Raw genomic sequence first — 19,525 nt, 5'->3', positions numbered from 1 at the left:
CCGAATGAACAACAACAAAAGACCGCTCTATATCCCGTACGCGGGCCCTGCACTTCTCAGTACCCCACTTTTGAACAAAGGCAGTGCATTTTCTGCTGAAGAAAGAATGTCCTTTAACCTTGAAGGGCTTCTACCTGAAACAACAGAAACAATTCAAGAACAAGTAGATCGCGCTTACAAGCAATACACCAGCTTTGAAAGCGATATGGATAAACACATTTATCTGCGCAACATCCAAGATACTAACGAAACTTTGTTTTATCGCTTAGTACAAAATCATATCTCTGAAATGATGCCGATTATCTACACGCCGACTGTAGGCGCAGCGTGTGAGAACTTCTCCAACATCTATCGCCGTGGTCGTGGTCTTTTCATTTCTTACCCAAATCGTGATCGTATTGACGATTTGCTAAACAATGCACGTAACCACAACGTAAAAGTAATCGTTGTAACCGATGGCGAGCGTATTCTAGGACTGGGCGACCAAGGGATTGGTGGTATGGGCATTCCTATCGGTAAACTGGCATTGTACACAGCGTGTGGTGGTATCAGCCCAGCTTATACACTGCCTATTGTTCTTGATGTTGGTACGAATAATCCACAACGACTTGCTGATCCAATGTACATGGGCTGGCGCCATCCGCGAATTACTGGTGATGAATACCGAGCGTTTGTAGAAGACTTTATTCAAGCGGTTCAACGTCGCTGGCCAGATGCACTTGTTCAGTTTGAAGACTTTGCACAGAAAAATGCAATGCCATTACTTGAACGTTATAAGGATCGTATTTGCTGTTTCAACGATGATATTCAAGGCACCGCAGCGGTGACCGTAGGCTCTCTACTTGCAGCATGTAAAGCAGCAGGTAGCAAGCTTTCTGAACAGCGAGTTACCTTCTTAGGTGCAGGTTCTGCAGGTTGTGGTATTGCTGAAGCGATCATCGCGCAGATGGTGTCTGAAGGCATCAGTGATGCGCAAGCGCGCTCTCAAGTATTCATGGTTGACCGTTGGGGACTTCTACAAGAAGGCATGCCTAACCTACTCGACTTCCAACAACGTCTGGTACAAAAACACGAACAAACCAAAGAATGGACATCGGAGAACTCAGGCTTCTCATTACATGATGTTATTCGTAATGGTAAACCTACGGTTCTTATTGGTGTGTCAGGTGCGCCTGGTCTATTCAGCAAGGAGATCATCCAAGAGATGCATCAACATTGCGACCGTCCAATCGTATTCCCGCTATCGAACCCAACTAGCCGTGTTGAAGCAACACCAAATGACATCTTACGTTGGACAAATGGCCAGGCACTGGTTGCAACAGGCAGCCCATTCGACCCTGTAGTTGTCGAAGGTAAAACCTACCCTATCGCGCAATGTAACAACAGCTACATCTTCCCTGGTATTGGTCTAGGCGTACTTGCAGCGCAAGCATCACGCGTTACAGACGAAATGTTGATGGAATCAAGTCGTGCGCTCGCAGAGTGTTCTCCTCTTGCACAGAAAGGAGCAGGTCAACTGTTACCGCCACTTGAAGAGATTCATTTAGTGTCTAAGAAAATTGCTTACGCCGTGGCGAAAAAAGCCATTGAACAAGGAGTGGCGAAAGAACGCTCAGATGAAACTCTGCGTGAAGCTATTGACGACAACTTCTGGCAGCCGGTTTACCGTAAATACAAACGTTCAGCATTCTAATCTGAATCGACATCACATTTAGGCTCTTGTTTACAAGAGCCTTTTTTTTGTTTAATAGTCAGCTCATTTCTATCGTTATACTGCAGCAAGGACATTGACATGCTCGATATTTTCGCTCCGGGAGGACGCTTTATTGCTCCTTATCTTTTTGAAGTTTCTACGGCACTAATCGCATGTTCTCTTGTCGTACTAGGTGCGGATATCAACCGCCTCTTAAGGAACGCATTACGAGATACAAATTTCGTAATTCGGACGGTCTGCTTTATACTACTCAATGCATTTGGCTATGGGTTGATCATTATTAAAGCCACCCCATTGTTAAAGAACGTATTAGTTAATACAGAACCAGGCTTGATGTTCGCCATCGTGGTTCTAAGCTTTGTGAGTATAGGTATTTGGGCTCAAAGGAATCGTCAGATTTAGTGACCTTTAGATTTAACAAGGAAACGTTGTTATCCAGCACCGTGCTTTCTTTCTTAAAGAGAGCACTTCGTATCGCTTGTTATACACTTGTTTTGTTCGTCGTCTTCATCGCGTCCATTGACCGTTGGGTGAGTTGGCAAGCCGAAGACCGGATTCTCACCTCTATCGACGATATTGATAATGTTCAGGTCGCAGTCGTTCTTGGCACGAGTAAGTATCTAGGTCGAACTCTCAACGAGTACTACTCCCATCGCATTGAGGCGGCGATTGACCTTTACAACGAAGGTAAAGTGTCTCATTTCCTACTCAGTGGCGATAACGCTCACCGTTCATACAATGAACCATGGACAATGAAACGAGACTTGTTGAGAGCAGAAGTTCCTGAGCCAGCTATCCACTTGGACTACGCCGGATTTAGAACGCTAGATTCGATTGTTCGTGCCAAAAAGATCTTTGATACCGATGACTTCTTAATCATCACGCAGAAGTTTCACTGTGAACGAGCTCTGTTTATCGCACAATCATACGATATTAATGCGACATGTTTAGCGGTGTCTGGACCGACATCCAAGTCAGGGTTTTCAGTAAGATTAAGGGAAGTATTTGCCAGAACTAAGGCGTTTTTGGATTTGTATATTATGAATACTCAACCGAAGTTTTTGGGGCCGAAGGAGCCGATTTTTGACGAAAAATCTTCTATACAATAGCAGTTCAAATAAACGCTAATGGACTGATTCACAATCCATTAGCGTACAGCTTAATGCATAGTTGGTAGACTATGCTAGTAGATCAAATCCGTCCTCTAGGTAGCGTGAGCCATTCACATCTTTAATCTCTTCTATATGAGAAATTACATCCGTAAATACATTGCCTTCTATATCTTGAAATAGAACATTCCAAGTTTGATATGCAACATTCTGTACCGCTACATCAACGATTTCAAAACCCTCGTAAATAATGACATCATGATCGTTACCTGAATTATTGTTGTTTGAATCTTTGATAATATCGTTACCAAGTGAAGCATAAATCGTATCATTCCCTTGACTCGTATATATTTCATCATTTGCTTTAGTACCTGTTACAGTATCATCACCTTTTCCTGCATGAATCGTGACGCCTACTCCTGTTCCAGTTACATAGCCAGATAAATCAATAACGTCATCTCCACGAGTAGCGTGGAGTACTTCAATACCAGACACAATGTCTGTGGATGTTACATTTCCAGAGAGCATTGTATCTACATTGAAAATATCTTCATCACCACTGACATCCACACGGATAGAATCCGCGTTTTTGTATGTTTCGTTGTAGATAAGAGTATCGATACCGTCAGCACCAATAATCACGTCATCCTCGGCATTGACCGCCAAGTGCGCGGGAGCTTTCTTATCTGCGTAGATCGTATCATCACCAGACCCAGCATGAATATAGTCACTTCCCGCACCGCCATCTAACGTATCATCACCACCTTGATAGGTGAATCCAACACCATTGTCGCCGAATAAAACATCATTACCAGATCCACCAGTTAAATCATCATGACCATGTGTGCCAATTAGCATGGAATCAACGTCATCTTCACCCTTCAAATTGTCGTAGGCATTATGTCCAGTAACTAATGTGTACGTTCCTTCCGTAAAGGTTACTTTTTCAACATCTTGAAGCTGATCTTTACCATCGCGCCCAGCAACCGTATCAGTTACGGTCAGACGATTTTGGAAATGGTACTCCTTGTACGAGCCACTAAATACAGCAGTATCCACACCCGTACCACCATTCAGAGAGTCATTTCCGGCGCCACCATGAAGAAGATCATCACCTTCCCCGCCATTTAAAACATCGTTACCACCTTGATAAGTAAAGCCAACTCCATTGTCTCCTAGTAGGACATCATCACCGCCACCACCATTTAAGGTATCATCACCGGTAAATCCAACTAATAGTGTATCCACATTACCAGCGGTTAGATTATCACCCGCATTATGACCGCGTAAGAATGCAAACTCACCGTCAGCAAAAGCAAAAGTTTCTGTATTCTTGACGAAATCATTACCGTCCCGTCCACCAACTAAATCTCTAACCTCGGTATTACCGCCAGATTGGTGTAAATAGTTGTAGTCCAATACCGAACCACTAAATATGGCCTTATCGACACCTTCCCCACCATCTAGGCGGTCATTACCGGCACCTCCATGGAGAATATCATCACCTGCTCCACCATTGAGGTTGTCGTTTCCACCGTTGTAGGTAAAACCAACACCATTATCGCCAATCAACACGTCATTGCCTGTACCACCAGTAAGATCATCATGACCATGTGTACCGATTAGAAGAGAATCAACTCCATCTTCAGCTTTCAAATTATCGTATGCGTTATGACCTGTCACTAATGTATACGTGCCGTCGGCAAAACTTGCCTTCTCAACGGTTTTATCGAGTTGGACTATTCCATCTCGGTCATCAACAGTATCTGTTACTGTAAGGCGATTTTGATAGTGATAGTCTAATACTGAACCCTCAAATACCGGAATTTCACCAGTTAGGATACCTACGATATTTTCTGTTGTCTGCGCATCAACTGGGTCTTCAGCATCATCGAGGATTCGTGCAATATACGGATCTTCGGCTAAGCCATTCAACGTAATAGTCGTACCCTTGTTACCTTTGCCAACATCTTCGAAAAAAGTGAGCACAAGATTACTGTTCTCTACCGAAATCGAAAGTTTTTCCGCAATGGCTTTATCAACAAACACATCAGCTTTTTCTAATCCGGTAGCGTCTTCGTTAAAGGTCAAGTCCTCACCAAAAAACTTGTTGTCTAACTTCTCGACTTTAGTACTAAGTTTTTCGTCAACTCTAGATTCATGTTTCTCATTACGTGTTAACTCGTTTTCTGAAATAAAGTGTTTTCGGTTAAGAATAAACTGTAAGTTATCGGTTCCGACTTTAAAGTCCGTAATGGTATTTTCACCGCCATGTGTGATACGCATTGCAAACGTGTCCGAACCTTCCCCACCGATGAGCCTATCATTGCCAACGCCGCCGAATAACAGGTCGCTATCATCTCCACCTTTCAGAGTATCATCGCCACGATTCCCTTCGAGAATATCTTCTCCTTTACCACCAATAATTTGGTCGTCACCAGCTTTTCCTATGATATGTTCACTCGCTTTATTACTTCCGAACACATGATTATCATCGGCATCAAGTCGAATAAAAGTCTCACTTCCATCTAAAAAAACTTTTTCAGTAGCCATAATTAATTCCCTATTTCCTTTGCCAATCTGTTGTTGATACATCAAGTGCACGTGTACACTATTCAACATCATTCACTAAATCTCTCTCATCCCCTTCTCCATACTCTGTATCAGCGGAGAAAGTAGATAATCAAGAACAGTGCGTTCCTCTAGTACTATTTGTGCTTCTACCGGCATACCCGGTTTCAGATCTAAGCCAAGATCCAGAAGCTCCGTTGCATCGAGCGCTATCTTTCCTTGATAGAAATGACCGCCTAGCCGCTCATCTACGATGCTGTCCGCGGAGAGGTGTATAAGCTCACCTGTTACCGCTGGGACTTGTCGAAAGCTGTATGAAGTCAGGCGGATGTTTGCCGACAAACCTTCATACACCGATTCGATATCCTTGGGTTGAATGTTAACGCTTGCGACCACTCGGGTGTTGTTAGGGACGATCTCCAGTATCGTGCTTGTTGGAGCAACAACACCACCTTGAGTGTGAATAACGAGATTGATCACATCGCCTCCAACTGGAGCGCGTACTTCTATGCGGTCGTTTAGCGTATTAGACGCTTTTAGCTGTTTTAAGATTGCTTGCTCTTCTGAAACTAGCTCTTGCTTTTTCTCTTGAGCGGTGCGCATAAAGTCTATTTTTAGTGCGTCCATTTGAGATTCAAGCTCAGCAACTTTGTTATTGGTTCTTTTGATTCGAGTACGGTGCTCCGCTATTTTTGCCACCAAGCTTGAGTACTCTCTCTTTAGTTCTAGAAAGGCAACTTTTGATACATACCCTTTTTCTAATAGAGCTGAGTTCGCTTCGATTTCTTCGTTGAGCAATGTCAGAGAATGTTCGTCGCTTGAAAGCCAAGCCTTGTAGCTGTCTCTATCATTCTCTGATTGAGCCATTTGCTGGCGGAGTGACATCATTTGTTCTTTATGAATCAGACGATTCTGGTTCAACAGTGATGCTTGATCACGACGTATCTGACTCTGAATCGGAGTCAGGTTCTCCTCATTCCCCCAATTAAGCGCCTCTCCTGAAAGCTCTGCGTCAATTCGAGCTAAGCGAGCTTGGACGATAAAACGTTTTTGATTCAGTTGTTCGAGTTGACTAACAAGCAATGGATCCGAGAGCACCAGTAACAAATCTCCTTTTTCGACACGCTGACCTTCTTTGACGAGAAGCGTTTCGACTACCCCTCCGGTATGATGCTGCACTTTCTGATTCTCGAGCTCTGTCACCAATTTCCCTGGTGCCAACGAGGCTGAACTTAATGGTGCGCTATAACTCCAATAGCCAATTCCAATAAAGCAAACCAACAATACGAGCCAACCAAACAGAATGAAGTTGGTCAAAGAGAGATTGAACGAACGGGATGTCTCTGAATGATTTAGTTTCATGACACACTCCCTATGCTGTTTGCTGACGATGCTGGAATATTTAAGATCTCGGTCGTTTTACCGTATTGCTGGAGGCGTCCTTCACCTAACACCATGCATAAGCTGGTATGCTGAATAATCGACATACGGTGTGAAATGACAATGACGGTAATTTGCTTGTGATGTGCATGAGCAATGAAATCGATCAGTGCCGCCTGCCCTGGATGGTCAAGATTAGAATCGGGCTCATCCAATATAAGTAAGGCTGGTTTTGTATATAGCGCACGAGCCAAGGCAATTCGTTGCTGTTGTCCACCAGACAATCGGATTCCTAGTGCACCAACCAGTGTTTGATAGCCATTTGGGAGTGACAGAATCATCTCGTGAACACCAGCTAATTTGGCTGCATCGACGATGTCCTTCGCATCAACATTCTCATCGAATCGGCAAATATTTTGCGCAATCGTGCCCGATAGCAACTGACTATTTTGAGAAACATAGCCAACTTGCCTCCCTAGATCTGATACTTGGCGCTGGTTAAGTGTTGCGCCATCAATGCGCACCTCACCGCTTACAGGTTTAACCAAACCTAGAATAGCTTTGACCAATGTTGATTTGCCTACACCGCTGCCTCCAACAATAGCTACCGATGCACCAGCAGGAATGGAAAAAGTAAGATCTTCGAGCAACGGCTTCTCACTACCTTGGTGACCTAAGAAAACTTTGTCGAATCCGACAGCGCCTTTAATCTTTGGTAGTTCGACGACTTCTTTTGGTTGTTCGAGATAAGACTTGCGTAATCTTTGATGTGCTTTCCAACCTTCTAACCAGTTTTGCCAGTTATGGATCGCCTGCTCAACTGGCGCTAAAACTCGGCTCATAATCATCGATGCGGCAATCAATACTCCAGCACCAACTTCGTTCTCTAATACCAGAATGACCGAAACGCATAGCACTCCAATTTGCAACAGCATCCGAGCATACTTAGCAAGTGCTAAAATCGCTCGAGAAATTCTGTCTGCGTTCGCTTTGTCTACTGTCGGATTTATTGATTCCTTACGCCACTTCGCGACCAAATTGTCATTCATACCTAATGCTTGAACAATCTCAGCGTTTTTAAGCCAATCACTAGTTAATGTATTGAACGTACTCGCATGTTGGCTTGCATTATTCTGCAAGCGCTTCGTCACTATCATACTTATGATCGATATAACAAAGAGAACCGTTGCGCCTGCTAACGCAAAGTGTCCAAGTAGCGGGTGCATGAGATACATGACCGCTAAAAAAACAGGTGCAAATGGAGCATCAAATAACGCAAAGATCCCAGGAGAAGTGAGAGTTTCTTTAACTCGAGATAAATCAGTTAGAGATTGGCTGAATATTCCATTGCTTTGTTGTGACTTGAGCATAGAAACATTAAAGGCGAAGTCTGCGGACTGTTGCTCAACGCCATATCCATAACGCAACATTACTTGCCCGCGAACCCAATCGAGTAGCGCTTGAATAGATAAGAGGAACAATGCAACTATTGCAAGCATTACAAGCGTTTCGCGACTTTCGGAAGAAAGAACACGATCAAAAACTTGCATCGAAAATAAAGGAAGCACAAGAAAAAGCACATTTACCGCAATAGAAACCACGGTAATAAAAATAAGAACTTTCTTGTTTATTTTAAAGTACTGCGTATTATTAAAACTACCAGCATCCTTGCTTAAAGTAGACGTCATGTTAGCCTCAGACGGTTATTTATCCTGTCATTGATTTAATAAATAAAAATGACAAAGGAATTATTTAAATATTGCCGACTTCGATATTAGACCTATTTCTGACACTTTATTTACAAAATGCTTGGCTAACCCTAACCAACCACACTTGTTCCACTTTTTGAGACCCGTTACATAACTTTTACACAATTAATGCATTAACTGTCACAAAAATCAGTAATATTGTGATATAAATCGCATTTTGATAACTATATTAATAAACTTTCGTTTAATACCAGACTAACAATTTGAAATTAGAGATGACTGATTCATATAATCTAAAAAGCTAATTAACCTAGGCATTATTATGATGCGCATTTATATTGCACCAATTTTGTGCATGAGTTTCTTCAGTCATATTGTTTACGGAAAAGAGATTTTAAAAATATTATCTTGGCATGGATATACCGACACAGATATTGTATCTATTTTCGAAAATAAAAATAACATCGACATTGAAGTAACTTATGTAAATAATGACAAACAGTTAAGAGAGAAACTTGATGATAGAAATCAAGATTATGACCTTGTTGCCCTAAACTCCTCTGAGCTACAACGATATATCAAATTGCGAAAATTTATTCCAATCGACATATCCAAAATAGAAAATAGTAAATGGATCAGCAATCAATTCGCACCACTGTCAACAAACCCAGAAATCACCTTTAAAGGTAATATCTACGGCCTCCCCTATACCTATTCATCAATGGGAATCATCTACAATGCCGATCGTGTAAAATCTGCTCCAACTTCTTGGCAAGATTTCTGGTCACCGGAATACCATCACAAAACACTTGGATATGATGGCGGGACACATAATGTGAGTTTAGCCGCACTGGCATTGGAGCTACCCGATCCTTTTAAGATTCCAAAATCAGACGACGAGCTCATTGCTAAAAAACTGATATCGCTGAGAGAGAATACGTTAACGTTCTATCGTTCACTCGAGGAGGCAACAGAGCTATTTAATCGCTTTGAACTATCAATCATGTTTGCGAATTTTGGCCATCAACAAGTTGATTCGCTTAAAAAGACGGGTGCCAATATAGAATATACGATTCCAAAAGAGGGAGCATTGGCTTGGTTAGATTGTTGGTCAATCTTGTCTACTTCCAAACAGACTGAACTTGCTCACCGCTGGATTGATTTTGTGCTAGAACCATGGGTTCAACTTGAACTAACTAAGCGTCATGGACTACAAAGTCCTCTTAACCAGTTTTCTGAAAGCGATAATAAGGAAAAGTTGATATGGCTTTCACCTGTAGAATCACCGGAAAAACGTGAAGCCATGTGGGATTCAGTATACAGCGGTAAGCCACTTCCCACGGTAATGGAACATACCAAGAGAACGAGGCAATGAAGCTTTCTACGAAAATTACACTGATGTTCACATGTACATTGTTAGTTTCATTTTCAACTCTAGCTTGGCTAAGCTATCAAGGCTCTAAGGCACTGCTTGCCGATAATATCAAAACAAAAATGGTACAAACCACAGGAATTGCCACTCGCGCTTTGCAGGAGAAACTGCAAGATATTGAGCGAACCAATGATATGTTAGCGATGTTGGTCAAAGATAAGCTCGACAAACAGTATGCTAAAACTGAGCTGGCAGCAGCCATCATTCCATTTATTCAAAACAACTCAACCTATAACAGTGTCTCGATTATCCACCAAAACACAGCACTTAGAGAAATCCTCAGAATTCAAACAGGGCCTAACCAGAAAATACATGCTGTAGAACTAAATGAGCTCAACAACCTTACTCATATTCCATTGTTTGTCGAAGCTACAAAAATTCATGCGGGAGAAATCTACGTCTCTCCAGTTTCTACCCATTATGACCGTATCGTTCATCATGAATCTACGCCTTACGTATTTATTGTTTATCCTCTCAATCTCAAGAGTGATGAAAGTACATCTTTATTGTTCACTATCGATATCAAAGCCTTAATGGAAAAAGCGACCTCTTTAATGGATGACCCGACAACGTTTATGATCGCTAACACCAATGGAGATTATTTGCTTCACCCAGACAGAGACAAGCAGTTTAGTTTTATGAGAGGAAAAGTTGAACAAGTCCAGAATGACTATCCAAATGCGCTGACAACCGTTAATCACGGACATTCAAGCTTCTTTGAACTAAATACGAACACTAAAGATAACAGCTTGTATTACGCAAGCTTCGCGTTAGCAAAGCTTCAGATCCATCAAACTTCGAGTGCCTATATTTTGGGCCACGTCAGACAAGACTCCATCGGTAGCCTGTGGCGGGAAAACACAATCAAGAGCGTACTGATTACTACTATGGTATTGCTGTCAATCGCATCTGTATTTTCATTTTCTCTATTTCGATACGTTACGCTGCCCCTCACTCACATTGCCTCCTTTGCACAAAGGATTACGTTGGGAAAGAAAACAACTCCTTATCAATATAACCAACGAGATGAGATTGGAGATGTCGCGCAAGCACTCAATTACCTTCAAAACAATCTCAACGTCCAGTATGAAAAGCTCAAGAACTCGGAACAAAAGTTTCAAGAACTTGCTCGCAAGGATGATTTAACAGGCCTGCCGAACAGAAAAGATTTTTCTGTTCGGTTAGAGAACGAAATCCAACACCATCGAATCAATCAACTTCACTTTGCACTACTGTTTGTTGATGTTAATAACTTTAAACTGGTCAACGACCATATCGGACACCATGCCGGAGATGAACTCTTAAAGAAAATAGCTCATGTTCTGGCTGGAGAGCTGCGTAGCAGTGATCTGGTATGTCGGCATGGTGGTGACGAGTTCATCATCTTGCTTTCAAATCTTAGGCAGTTGACCATCATACATACGATTTGCGACAAGCTGCATCAGTCGATGGAGAGACTCGTTGGCTGTGAAAGGTTACACCATCAAAATCTATCACTTAGTATAGGTGTTGCCATTTACCCAGAATCTTCTAGTCAGCCCATAGAACTCATTCAATTGGCTGATAAAGCTATGTATGAAGCTAAGAAAAATGGCCATGCTCAAACTTATTGGCACACTCCCTTTCGATAGTTTTTTCGACAGATTCTAACTCTTGTTTTTGCTACACTGGGCAAAACAACTAAAAGAGTAATGTCATGTCACTATTAGCCTCAGGTACGCTGTCCAAAATGCGTGCCTCTCTAGATTCGCAAGTTCAATACCGTTTACCCGTTGGTGAACAAGAAGTAGAACTCACCTCGTTTATTGGAAAGACGCTGACCCTTACCCATACTGGTAACATTTTCTGTAGCTCTTGTGGCAAAAAAACAAAGAAGAGCTATTCACAAGGCCATTGCTTTGTTTGCATGAAAAAACTAGCAAGCTGCGATATGTGCATTATGAAGCCTGAAACTTGCCACTATGATCAAGGCACTTGTCGTGAACCCGAGTGGGGCGAAGCCAATTGCATGGTTGATCATTTCGTCTACTTATCTAACACCTCCAGCTTGAAAGTAGGTATTACACGTCATACGCAAATTCCTACTCGTTGGATAGACCAAGGGGCAACACAAGGTTTACCGATTCTGAAAGTTAAAACGCGTCAGATATCAGGCTTGATCGAAGTTGAGCTTGCCAAACACATTGCGGATAAAACCAACTGGAGAACCTTGTTAAAGCAAGATGGTGACCCGATGGAGTTAGTGGAAAAAGCACAAGAACTATTACCGCTTGTCGCCGACCAAATTGCAGAGATTAAAGCTCAATATGGTAACGATGCGATAGAAGTACTAAGCGAAGTGATTACGCCGATCAGCTATCCAGTTGAAGTTTATCCGACCAAGATTAAGTCGCATAACTTTGATAAAGAGCCCGTGGTCACAGGAACGTTACAGGGTATCAAAGGTCAGTACTTAATCTTTGATACTGGAGTGATCAATATTCGCAAATTCACCTCCTATGAAGTTGAAGTTTCCGCCTAACGAAAAACATCCAAAGAAAAGCCCGCAAACGCGGGCTTTTCTATCACTAGATATTCTCTATGGCATCGAAAAATCGGTCAACTTCTTCGAGAGTGTTGTAATGCATAAAACCGACCCGCAATACACCGCCCTTATCTTCTAGTCCGAGTTGTTTGACCAATCCTAGTGCGTAGAAGTGACCATTCCATACGCAGATATTTTGTTCACCAAGAGATTTTGCCATCAATTCTGGTGAATGCAGACTTGAACGAAGGGCAAACGTCGGTGTGCGCCTGCTATGAGCCGAGTCAGCTATTCCATAAAGGCTTAACGAATCACATCGCGATAGTCGCTCCAAAAAGTAGCGGCTTATTTGCTCTTCATGGTAACCAATATCCTTGAACGCGGACACAAGTTGTTGCCGTAAACTCTGCCCTTTACCCCAGCTAGCTAGATAACGAACCGCCTCAATGAAACCAGCCATCGCTTCAAAGTTTTGCGTGCCAGTTTCAAACCGCCCTGGGCCAATATCTGTTGCTGGTTCGACTTTATATGGTTTCAATGACTGCAACCACGTCGGTGAGATATAGGCTAACCCTAAGTGAGGTCCAAAGAACTTGTATGCAGAACAGACCAGAAAATCACACTCTAGGTCTTGTACGTCTACCAATGCATGTGGCGCAAAGTGAACCGCATCGACATAGACTAGTGCCCCTACCCGTTTTGCCAGCTCCACAATACGCTTAATATCAGTTATAGAACCAGTGGTATTGGACGCGTAAGTCACGGCAATCAATCTGGTTTTTTCAGAAATTAGACTCTCTAAATGTTCAAAATCCAAAGAGCAGTCACTTTCATCGACTTTAACCTGTTTGACCACCGCACCTTTATCTTCTGCAGCTTGTTGCCAGCTTGATACATTTGAGTAATGGTCCAGCGCCGTAACGATGACTTCATCATTAGGCTGCCAGTTTCTCGCTATCGTTCTACTCAACTGAAATGTCAACGATGTCATGTTGGCGCCAAACACGATGTTGTCCACTTCTTCGGCATTAAGTAGTGCTTTTCCGTGGTGGCGGGCTTTTGTAACAAGCTCCACTGTTTCTTTGCTAGAAAAGTAGTGACCACCTAAATTGGAATTGTACTGGCCAAGGTAATCCGTCATGGCTTTAAGAACTGAGCCTGGTACTTGGGAACCTCCGGGACCATCAAGGAATACCACTGACTGGCCGTTATAAGATTGATGAAGAGCAGAAAAGTGCTCTCGAGCAGAACTAGGAGTGAAGTGCATTGCGCATATCCTTAGCGGTTAATACAAACACGTCCATGTAGCCTGCGTTTTGATTATCAATACAGCGGATTGGCTGAGCATTGTGCCAAAGCTTAGAGTCGTCAAGGATAGCTACTTCCCCATTTTCCAGTACTTTTCTGAAAAACGGAGCTTCACCATTATCGTTGTAGAGCATGATCTCACCGCCTACGATGTTTTCTCGACCAATACCGACCAAGGCAATATGGTCAAATCCATCTTGATGTACACCTTCTGGAGCAACCTCGGTTTCATCGTAAACCGCTGCGATCCTCATCTGATGAATTTCAATTTCCTGTCCGTCAGGTAAGGCATTCGTGTTAACAAAAAGCGTAACCAGTTCCAACATCGCAGAGCTCTGCAGAGTCGATTCTAAAACGGGTTCAAACTGTCTAATCACATCGCCTTGAAAGTGGTTAAAATGCTCAGACTGAACAAAGCAATTATCACCTTTGTCTACAATTTGACCTTTTTCGAAACGCACCACCGAATAACGACGTAAGCGATATTTGCCATCAGCATGTTCCGTGTTAGGTAGCGTGGCAAAAGATGGGGCCAATTGTTCAGTGGAACGGCCACTCAGGTTAGTAAGATGTAATGTACTTTCAACACTATGCAGCATCATTAACTCCTTTCAATGTTATGCCAAAAACAATGCGTTTCACATTTTATTTACAAACCATTAAATATTAACAATTCTGCAAGATCAACATTTCACAGCCTTTTAAACCATACATTCCAATAAAAAGGCACAATTACCTGCAATACATCTATTAGTTAGCATCATATTCCAATTATCGATTTCAACCCACTAAAAACCTAGCATTGTTAACTAGACAAGAAAATATTATATTATTTAACAATGATTTATGAAAAAAATAACTATTAACTCATCGTCTTTGCAAAGGTGAATCGTTAAAGTGTTAGCCACCATCTAGATTATCAGTCCTAGTATTTATCTCTAATCGGACGGAACAAATGGAAAATATGCATTTGATGCGTTCGATTAACAACTAACTGCTCAAAATGACATCAGTTATCACAAATCTAGTATTGATTAATTCACCGTAACCCCAATATATTAGGTAATTAAGATGCACCGATAGAAGGTGCAATAAGAATGACTGAAGTGAGACAACAAAATGGCTGACACAAAACACTGTAAATTGCTTATCTTAGGTTCTGGCCCTGCTGGTTATACCGCGGCTGTTTATGCGGCACGTGCCAACCTCGATCCTGTTCTAGTGACAGGAATGCAACAAGGTGGACAGCTCACAACGACCACTGAAGTGGAAAATTGGCCAGGTGATGCCGAAGGATTGACGGGCCCTGCTCTAATGGATCGTATGAAAGAGCACGCTGAGAAATTTGAGACCGAGATGATCTTCGATCACATTAATAAAGTCGATTTCAGTACTCGCCCGTTTAAGTTGTTTGGCGACTCTCAGAGCTATACTGCCGATGCAGTTATCATCTCAACGGGCGCATCAGCCAAATACCTTGGCCTAGAATCAGAAGAAGCGTTCAAAGGACGTGGTGTTTCAGCTTGTGCGACATGTGACGGTTTCTTCTATCGCAACCAGAAAGTTGCGGTTGTTGGCGGCGGCAATACCGCTGTTGAAGAGGCTCTTTATCTATCAAATATCGCTTCAGAGGTTCACCTAATCCACCGTAGAGACACATTCCGTGCGGAAAAGATTCTCGTTAAGCGTTTGATGGACAAAGTAGAGTCAGGCAATATCGTCCTGCATACCGACCGTACGTTGGAAGAAGTCGTTGGTGATGATATGGGCGTCACTGGCGTACGAATTAAAGATACACAGTCAGAAGAAATTGAACACATTGATGTTATGGGTGCATTTATCGCCATTGGTCATCAGCCGAATACTGACTTGTTCGAAGGTCAGCTTGAAATGAACAACGGCTATATTGTTGTGAAATCCGGCCTAGAAGGCAATGCTACGCAAACAAGCATTCCCGGTATTTACGCTGCTGGCGACGTAATGGACCATAACTACCGCCAAGCGATTACTTCAGCCGGAACAGGATGTATGGCAGCGTTAGATGCTGAGCGTTTCCTTGACGCACAGTCATAAATTTAACATTTCGTCTCATTATTTTTGAAAACAAGAAACCCATAGGTATGCCCTGTGGGTTTCTTTTTGTATAATCGCCGTTTCTTCTAATAATAATACTCATTAAGCCTTCTACATGGATAAGAAAAAACAACGGAGCTTGAATAATTGGCTCAAGACGCAAAGTAAGCTTGCTAAACGCTGGCTCGCTATTGCGATTGGCCTTGGCGTTCTTTCAAGCCTGTTTTTGCTAGCGCAAGCTGCGCTTATCGCCACAATATTGCACCAACTCATTATTGAGCATGTCGACAAATATGAACTCATTCCGCACTTCTTAGGGTTACTAGTAGCCGTTGCTGGGCGTGCTGGATGTGCTTGGGGGCGCGAAATCGCTGGATTCAAATGTGGCGAGCAGATACGTTGTTACATAAGGCAACTCATCCTTGATAAGTTACGCGAACTAGGACCAACTTATATAAAAGGCAAACCTGCTGGCACATGGGCAACACTAGTTCTTGAACAGGTGGAAGAAATGCAAGATTTCTTCGCTAAGTACTTGCCGCAAATGTCCCTCGCTGTTGCTGTCCCTATTATCATCCTTATTGTTGTATTTCCTATCAACTGGGCTGCAGGTCTAATTTTCCTTGTCACCGCACCACTTGTTCCTCTGTTTATGGCATTCGTCGGAATGAAGGCTGCCGACGCTAACCGTAAAAACTTTAAGGCTTTACAACGTCTTTCTGGTCACTTTTATGACCGATTGCAATCCATGACAACAATTCGTCTCTTCAATCGCACAGAAACTGAGACAGAGGTACTACGTGGTGCGTCTGAAGTATTTCGTAAACGCACAATGGATGTATTGCGACTTGCCTTCCTTTCGTCTGCGGTTTTGGAGTTCTTTACATCAATCTCCATCGCCATCACTGCTGTCTATTTTGGCTTCAGCTATATTGGTGAGCTTAACTTTGGTCATTATGGTGCCGGCGTTACCTTGTTCGCTGGCTTATTCATTTTGATTTTAGCACCTGAGTTTTATCAGCCACTGCGCGACTTAGGTACTTTCTACCATGCTAAAGCACAAGCCGTCGGTGCAGCAGAAAGTATTGTCGAGTTCTTGGATACAGAAGTTACCGCATTACCACAGGGCAGTCAGAACATTTCTCACCCTCAAAGCATCTCTATCGAAGCAATAGATCTAGAAGTTTTCAGCCCTGAGGGGACTCGCCTTGTCGGTCCAATTAGCTTCAAAATAAACGCCAACGAAGCCGCTGCGTTAGTCGGCCCGAGCGGCGCAGGCAAAACCAGTTTGGTCAACGCCATTTTAGGATTTATGCCTTATCAAGGTTCATTAAAAGTGGCAGGTATTGAACTTAAAGACCTCGACCAAACCGACTGGCGTAAAAACATCAGCTGGGTTGGCCAAAACCCACTGCTACTTCACGGAACGATTCGCGACAACATCACCCTAGGTAATAATGATGTTAACCAAGAGCAAGTCAACAATGCTCTTTTGGCGTCGTTCTCGGCTGAGTTTGTCGAAAAACATGGATTGGATTATCAAGTTACCGATCGTTCCGGAGGTCTTTCGGTCGGTCAAGCTCAACGTATCGCGTTAGCAAGAGCAATGGTACAAAACGGTAACTTTTGGTTACTAGATGAACCGACTGCAAGTCTGGACGCCAAAAGTGAACGTCTTGTTACTCAAGGTATACACACCAGTACCGCAGGTAAAACGACATTGATGGTCACCCACCAGCTCTCTCAACTGAAGAACGTAGATACCATATTAGTGATGAATCAAGGCCGCCTGGAACAACAAGGCAGTTATGATTCGCTTTCAGACTCAGATGGCCTATTCCGCACCATGTTATCTGCCCATCAATCATCCGTTGCTCAAGATAAGGGGAATTTAGATGCGTGATTTACTCCCTTACTTAAAATTGTATAAAAAGCATTGGTTTGGCCTGTCTTTGGGTATGCTTCTCTCCTTTGCAACACTTTTTGCGTCCATTGGCCTACTCACTCTATCAGGCTGGTTTATATCTGCTGCTGCGGTCGCAGGCTTAACCATTGCTCGCGAAACTTTTAACTATATGTTGCCAGGTGCCGGTGTACGTGGCGCGGCAATGGCGCGCACCGCTGGACGTTGGGGTGAACGTGTAGTCAGCCACAACGCTACCTTCAAACTACTCACCGATCTTCGAATCTTCTTTTTCACCAAGTTAGCGCCGCTTATTCCCGGTAAAGCCGTCAACATTCGCGATGCGGATATGCTCAACCGTCTTGTGGCAGATGTTGATGCCATGGACCACGTCTATTTGCGTCTTATTAGCCCAATTATCGTCGGTGTATTTGGTATCTTATGTCTGACCGCTGTTCTTTGTTGGTTTGACATGACGCTAGGCCTCACGCTTGGCGCAATTCTAATGCTGCTGCTTATCACGTGGCCAATCGTTTTCTACCGCTTGGGAAGCAAGAATGGGGAAGCGTTAACACTAAATAAAGCTGAGCTTCGCATTCGTACCTTAGACTGGTTACAAGGTTACAGTGAACTGACGCTTTTTGGCGCTGAATCTCGCTACCGAAAAGCTATTGTGACTGCGCAAGACAAGTTGATTACTAACCAGTTGGTTCACGCAAAAATATCTGGTTTGGCTCAGGGTCTGCTGATTCTTGCTAATGGTTGGCTGCTCATACTGATGCTGTGGCTAGCAGCGGATGGCGTGGGTGGAAATCAGCCTGACCCACTAATCGCGTTAATGGCCTTTGCGACTATGGCAAGCTTTGAACTGCTGATGCCTATTGCAGGTGCATTCCAGTATCTAGGTCAGACGCTGACCTCCGCCAAGAGACTAAATGAGGTGATTCTAGCAACGCCGGAAGTCACCTTCCCTGACGAGCCTGTAACGCATTCGAACGAGTACTCCATCGATATCGATCACGTTTGCTTTAGCTACCCAGACGCTAACGAAAAAGCACTTCGCGACGTGTCACTTTCAGTGAAGAGTGGGCATCGTTTGGCCATTGTTGGTCAAACTGGTTCAGGTAAGTCAACGCTGTTGCAGCTCATTTCACGTTACTGGGATGTCGACCAAGGGACGATTACCCTTTCCGGTGCTCAGATTCAAAACTGGAGTGAAGGTCAACTTCGCGAAGCAACTAGCATTGTTAGCCAGAAAGTCGACATCTTGAATGGCACACTACGTGATAACTTGTTTATGGCGAAACCGTCCGCTTCTGATGAGGAGCTTATCGCTGCTCTAGATAAAGTAGACTTGGCACATTTGGCTGAAGGCAATGGCTTGGACGCATGGTTGGGTGATGGCGGACGTCAACTTTCCGGTGGCGAAAAGCGCCGTATTGGTATCGCACGAGCACTGCTACATGATGCGCCGATCTTATTACTTGATGAGCCTACTGAAGGCTTAGACAAAAAGACTGAGCAACAAATCATGCAGTTGTTTGACCAACACTTTAACGGTAAAACGGTTATTTTCATCACTCACCGCTTAGTGCATTTAGAAACATTTGACGCCATCTGCTTACTCGAAGACGGTGAAGTGTTGGAGTACGGCCACCACCAAGTGCTTCTTGACGAGAAAGGTCGATACTACGAACTGCATCAAACGCTTTAACGGCTAATATTCACCATACTAAAAGCCCGCTTCCCTATGTCACTAACATATTGAAGCGGGCTTTTTCATCCAATTAATTGTAGTAGCA

14 protein-coding genes are annotated in these 19,525 nt (G+C 43.2%); 9 read left to right on the top strand and 5 right to left on the bottom strand.

Features of this window, described 5'->3' with window-relative positions:
• Nucleotides 1–4 precede the first annotated feature (4 nt).
• From L2W36_RS08570 to L2W36_RS08560, 3 genes are all read left to right on the top strand, one after another.
• Nucleotides 5–1,693 carry an NAD-dependent malic enzyme gene (locus tag L2W36_RS08570; protein WP_236109813.1) on the top strand — a complete coding sequence of 563 codons (1,689 nt, stop codon included), beginning with the start codon at nucleotides 5–7 and terminating at the stop codon, nucleotides 1,691–1,693.
• Nucleotides 1,694–1,792: 99 nt separating this feature from the next.
• The gene (locus tag L2W36_RS08565; protein ID WP_006070787.1) at nucleotides 1,793–2,116 is read left to right on the top strand and encodes a DUF3392 domain-containing protein; all 324 of its coding nucleotides are present in this window, start codon (nucleotides 1,793–1,795) and stop codon (nucleotides 2,114–2,116) included.
• Between the two features lie 71 nt (nucleotides 2,117–2,187).
• Nucleotides 2,188–2,823, top strand: a complete 636-nt coding sequence (locus L2W36_RS08560) for a SanA/YdcF family protein (protein WP_236109882.1) — start codon at nucleotides 2,188–2,190, stop codon at nucleotides 2,821–2,823.
• 69 nt (nucleotides 2,824–2,892) lie between these two features.
• Here the strand turns inward: L2W36_RS08560 and L2W36_RS08555 are convergent, their stop codons facing one another.
• The 3 genes from L2W36_RS08555 to L2W36_RS08545 all read right to left on the bottom strand — a co-directional run bounded on the left by L2W36_RS08555 (nucleotide 2,893) and on the right by L2W36_RS08545 (nucleotide 8,462).
• A complete protein-coding gene (locus L2W36_RS08555) occupies nucleotides 2,893–5,376 on the bottom strand; it encodes a calcium-binding protein (RefSeq protein WP_236109812.1) in 2,484 nt (827 codons plus the stop codon).
• A gap of 75 nt (nucleotides 5,377–5,451) precedes the next feature.
• Nucleotides 5,452–6,756 (bottom strand): HlyD family type I secretion periplasmic adaptor subunit, encoded by a 1,305-nt coding sequence (locus L2W36_RS08550; RefSeq protein ID WP_006070790.1) that lies wholly within the window; start codon nucleotides 6,754–6,756, stop codon nucleotides 5,452–5,454.
• Nucleotides 6,753–8,462, bottom strand: a complete 1,710-nt coding sequence (locus L2W36_RS08545) for a type I secretion system permease/ATPase (protein ID WP_236109811.1) — start codon at nucleotides 8,460–8,462, stop codon at nucleotides 6,753–6,755. Before L2W36_RS08545 ends, L2W36_RS08550 begins: the two co-directional genes overlap by 4 nt.
• A gap of 343 nt (nucleotides 8,463–8,805) precedes the next feature.
• Between L2W36_RS08545 and L2W36_RS08540 the strand changes: the two genes are divergently transcribed.
• The 3 genes from L2W36_RS08540 to L2W36_RS08530 all read left to right on the top strand — a co-directional run bounded on the left by L2W36_RS08540 (nucleotide 8,806) and on the right by L2W36_RS08530 (nucleotide 12,436).
• Complete coding sequence (locus L2W36_RS08540; protein WP_236109810.1) at nucleotides 8,806–9,858, top strand: extracellular solute-binding protein; 1,053 nt, start codon at nucleotides 8,806–8,808, stop codon at nucleotides 9,856–9,858.
• Complete coding sequence (locus tag L2W36_RS08535) at nucleotides 9,855–11,546, top strand: sensor domain-containing diguanylate cyclase (RefSeq protein WP_236109809.1); 1,692 nt, start codon at nucleotides 9,855–9,857, stop codon at nucleotides 11,544–11,546. Before L2W36_RS08540 ends, L2W36_RS08535 begins: the two co-directional genes overlap by 4 nt.
• Before the next feature lie 65 nt (nucleotides 11,547–11,611).
• The gene (locus tag L2W36_RS08530; RefSeq protein ID WP_236109808.1) at nucleotides 11,612–12,436 is read left to right on the top strand and encodes a DUF2797 domain-containing protein; all 825 of its coding nucleotides are present in this window, start codon (nucleotides 11,612–11,614) and stop codon (nucleotides 12,434–12,436) included.
• 46 nt (nucleotides 12,437–12,482) lie between these two features.
• On the opposite strand, the gene L2W36_RS08525 is transcribed toward L2W36_RS08530, so the two are convergent.
• Both L2W36_RS08525 and L2W36_RS08520 read right to left on the bottom strand, forming a co-directional pair.
• Nucleotides 12,483–13,706, bottom strand: coding sequence for a cysteine desulfurase-like protein (locus L2W36_RS08525; RefSeq protein WP_236109807.1), 1,224 nt, complete (start codon nucleotides 13,704–13,706; stop codon nucleotides 12,483–12,485).
• Complete coding sequence (locus L2W36_RS08520; protein ID WP_236109806.1) at nucleotides 13,690–14,349, bottom strand: 2OG-Fe dioxygenase family protein; 660 nt, start codon at nucleotides 14,347–14,349, stop codon at nucleotides 13,690–13,692. Before L2W36_RS08520 ends, L2W36_RS08525 begins: the two co-directional genes overlap by 17 nt.
• A gap of 517 nt (nucleotides 14,350–14,866) precedes the next feature.
• On the opposite strand from L2W36_RS08520, the gene trxB reads away from it, so the two are divergent.
• From trxB to cydC, 3 genes are all read left to right on the top strand, one after another.
• On the top strand, nucleotides 14,867–15,820 hold the full coding sequence (gene trxB, locus L2W36_RS08515) for a thioredoxin-disulfide reductase (RefSeq protein WP_088877488.1): 954 nt from the start codon (nucleotides 14,867–14,869) through the stop codon (nucleotides 15,818–15,820).
• Nucleotides 15,821–15,935: 115 nt separating this feature from the next.
• Entirely contained in the window at nucleotides 15,936–17,723 is a 1,788-nt protein-coding gene (gene cydD / locus L2W36_RS08510) for a heme ABC transporter permease/ATP-binding protein CydD (protein ID WP_236109805.1), read from the top strand.
• Nucleotides 17,716–19,437, top strand: a complete 1,722-nt coding sequence (gene cydC / locus L2W36_RS08505; RefSeq protein WP_236109804.1) for a heme ABC transporter ATP-binding protein/permease CydC — start codon at nucleotides 17,716–17,718, stop codon at nucleotides 19,435–19,437. Before cydD ends, cydC begins: the two co-directional genes overlap by 8 nt.
• Nucleotides 19,438–19,525: the final 88 nt, after the last annotated feature.

The organism is Vibrio sp. McD22-P3, assembly GCF_021568915.1.
In the GTDB taxonomy this organism is placed as follows: Bacteria; Pseudomonadota; Gammaproteobacteria; order Enterobacterales; family Vibrionaceae; genus Vibrio; species Vibrio mediterranei.
This window is presented reverse-complemented; position numbering and strand designations above follow the sequence as displayed.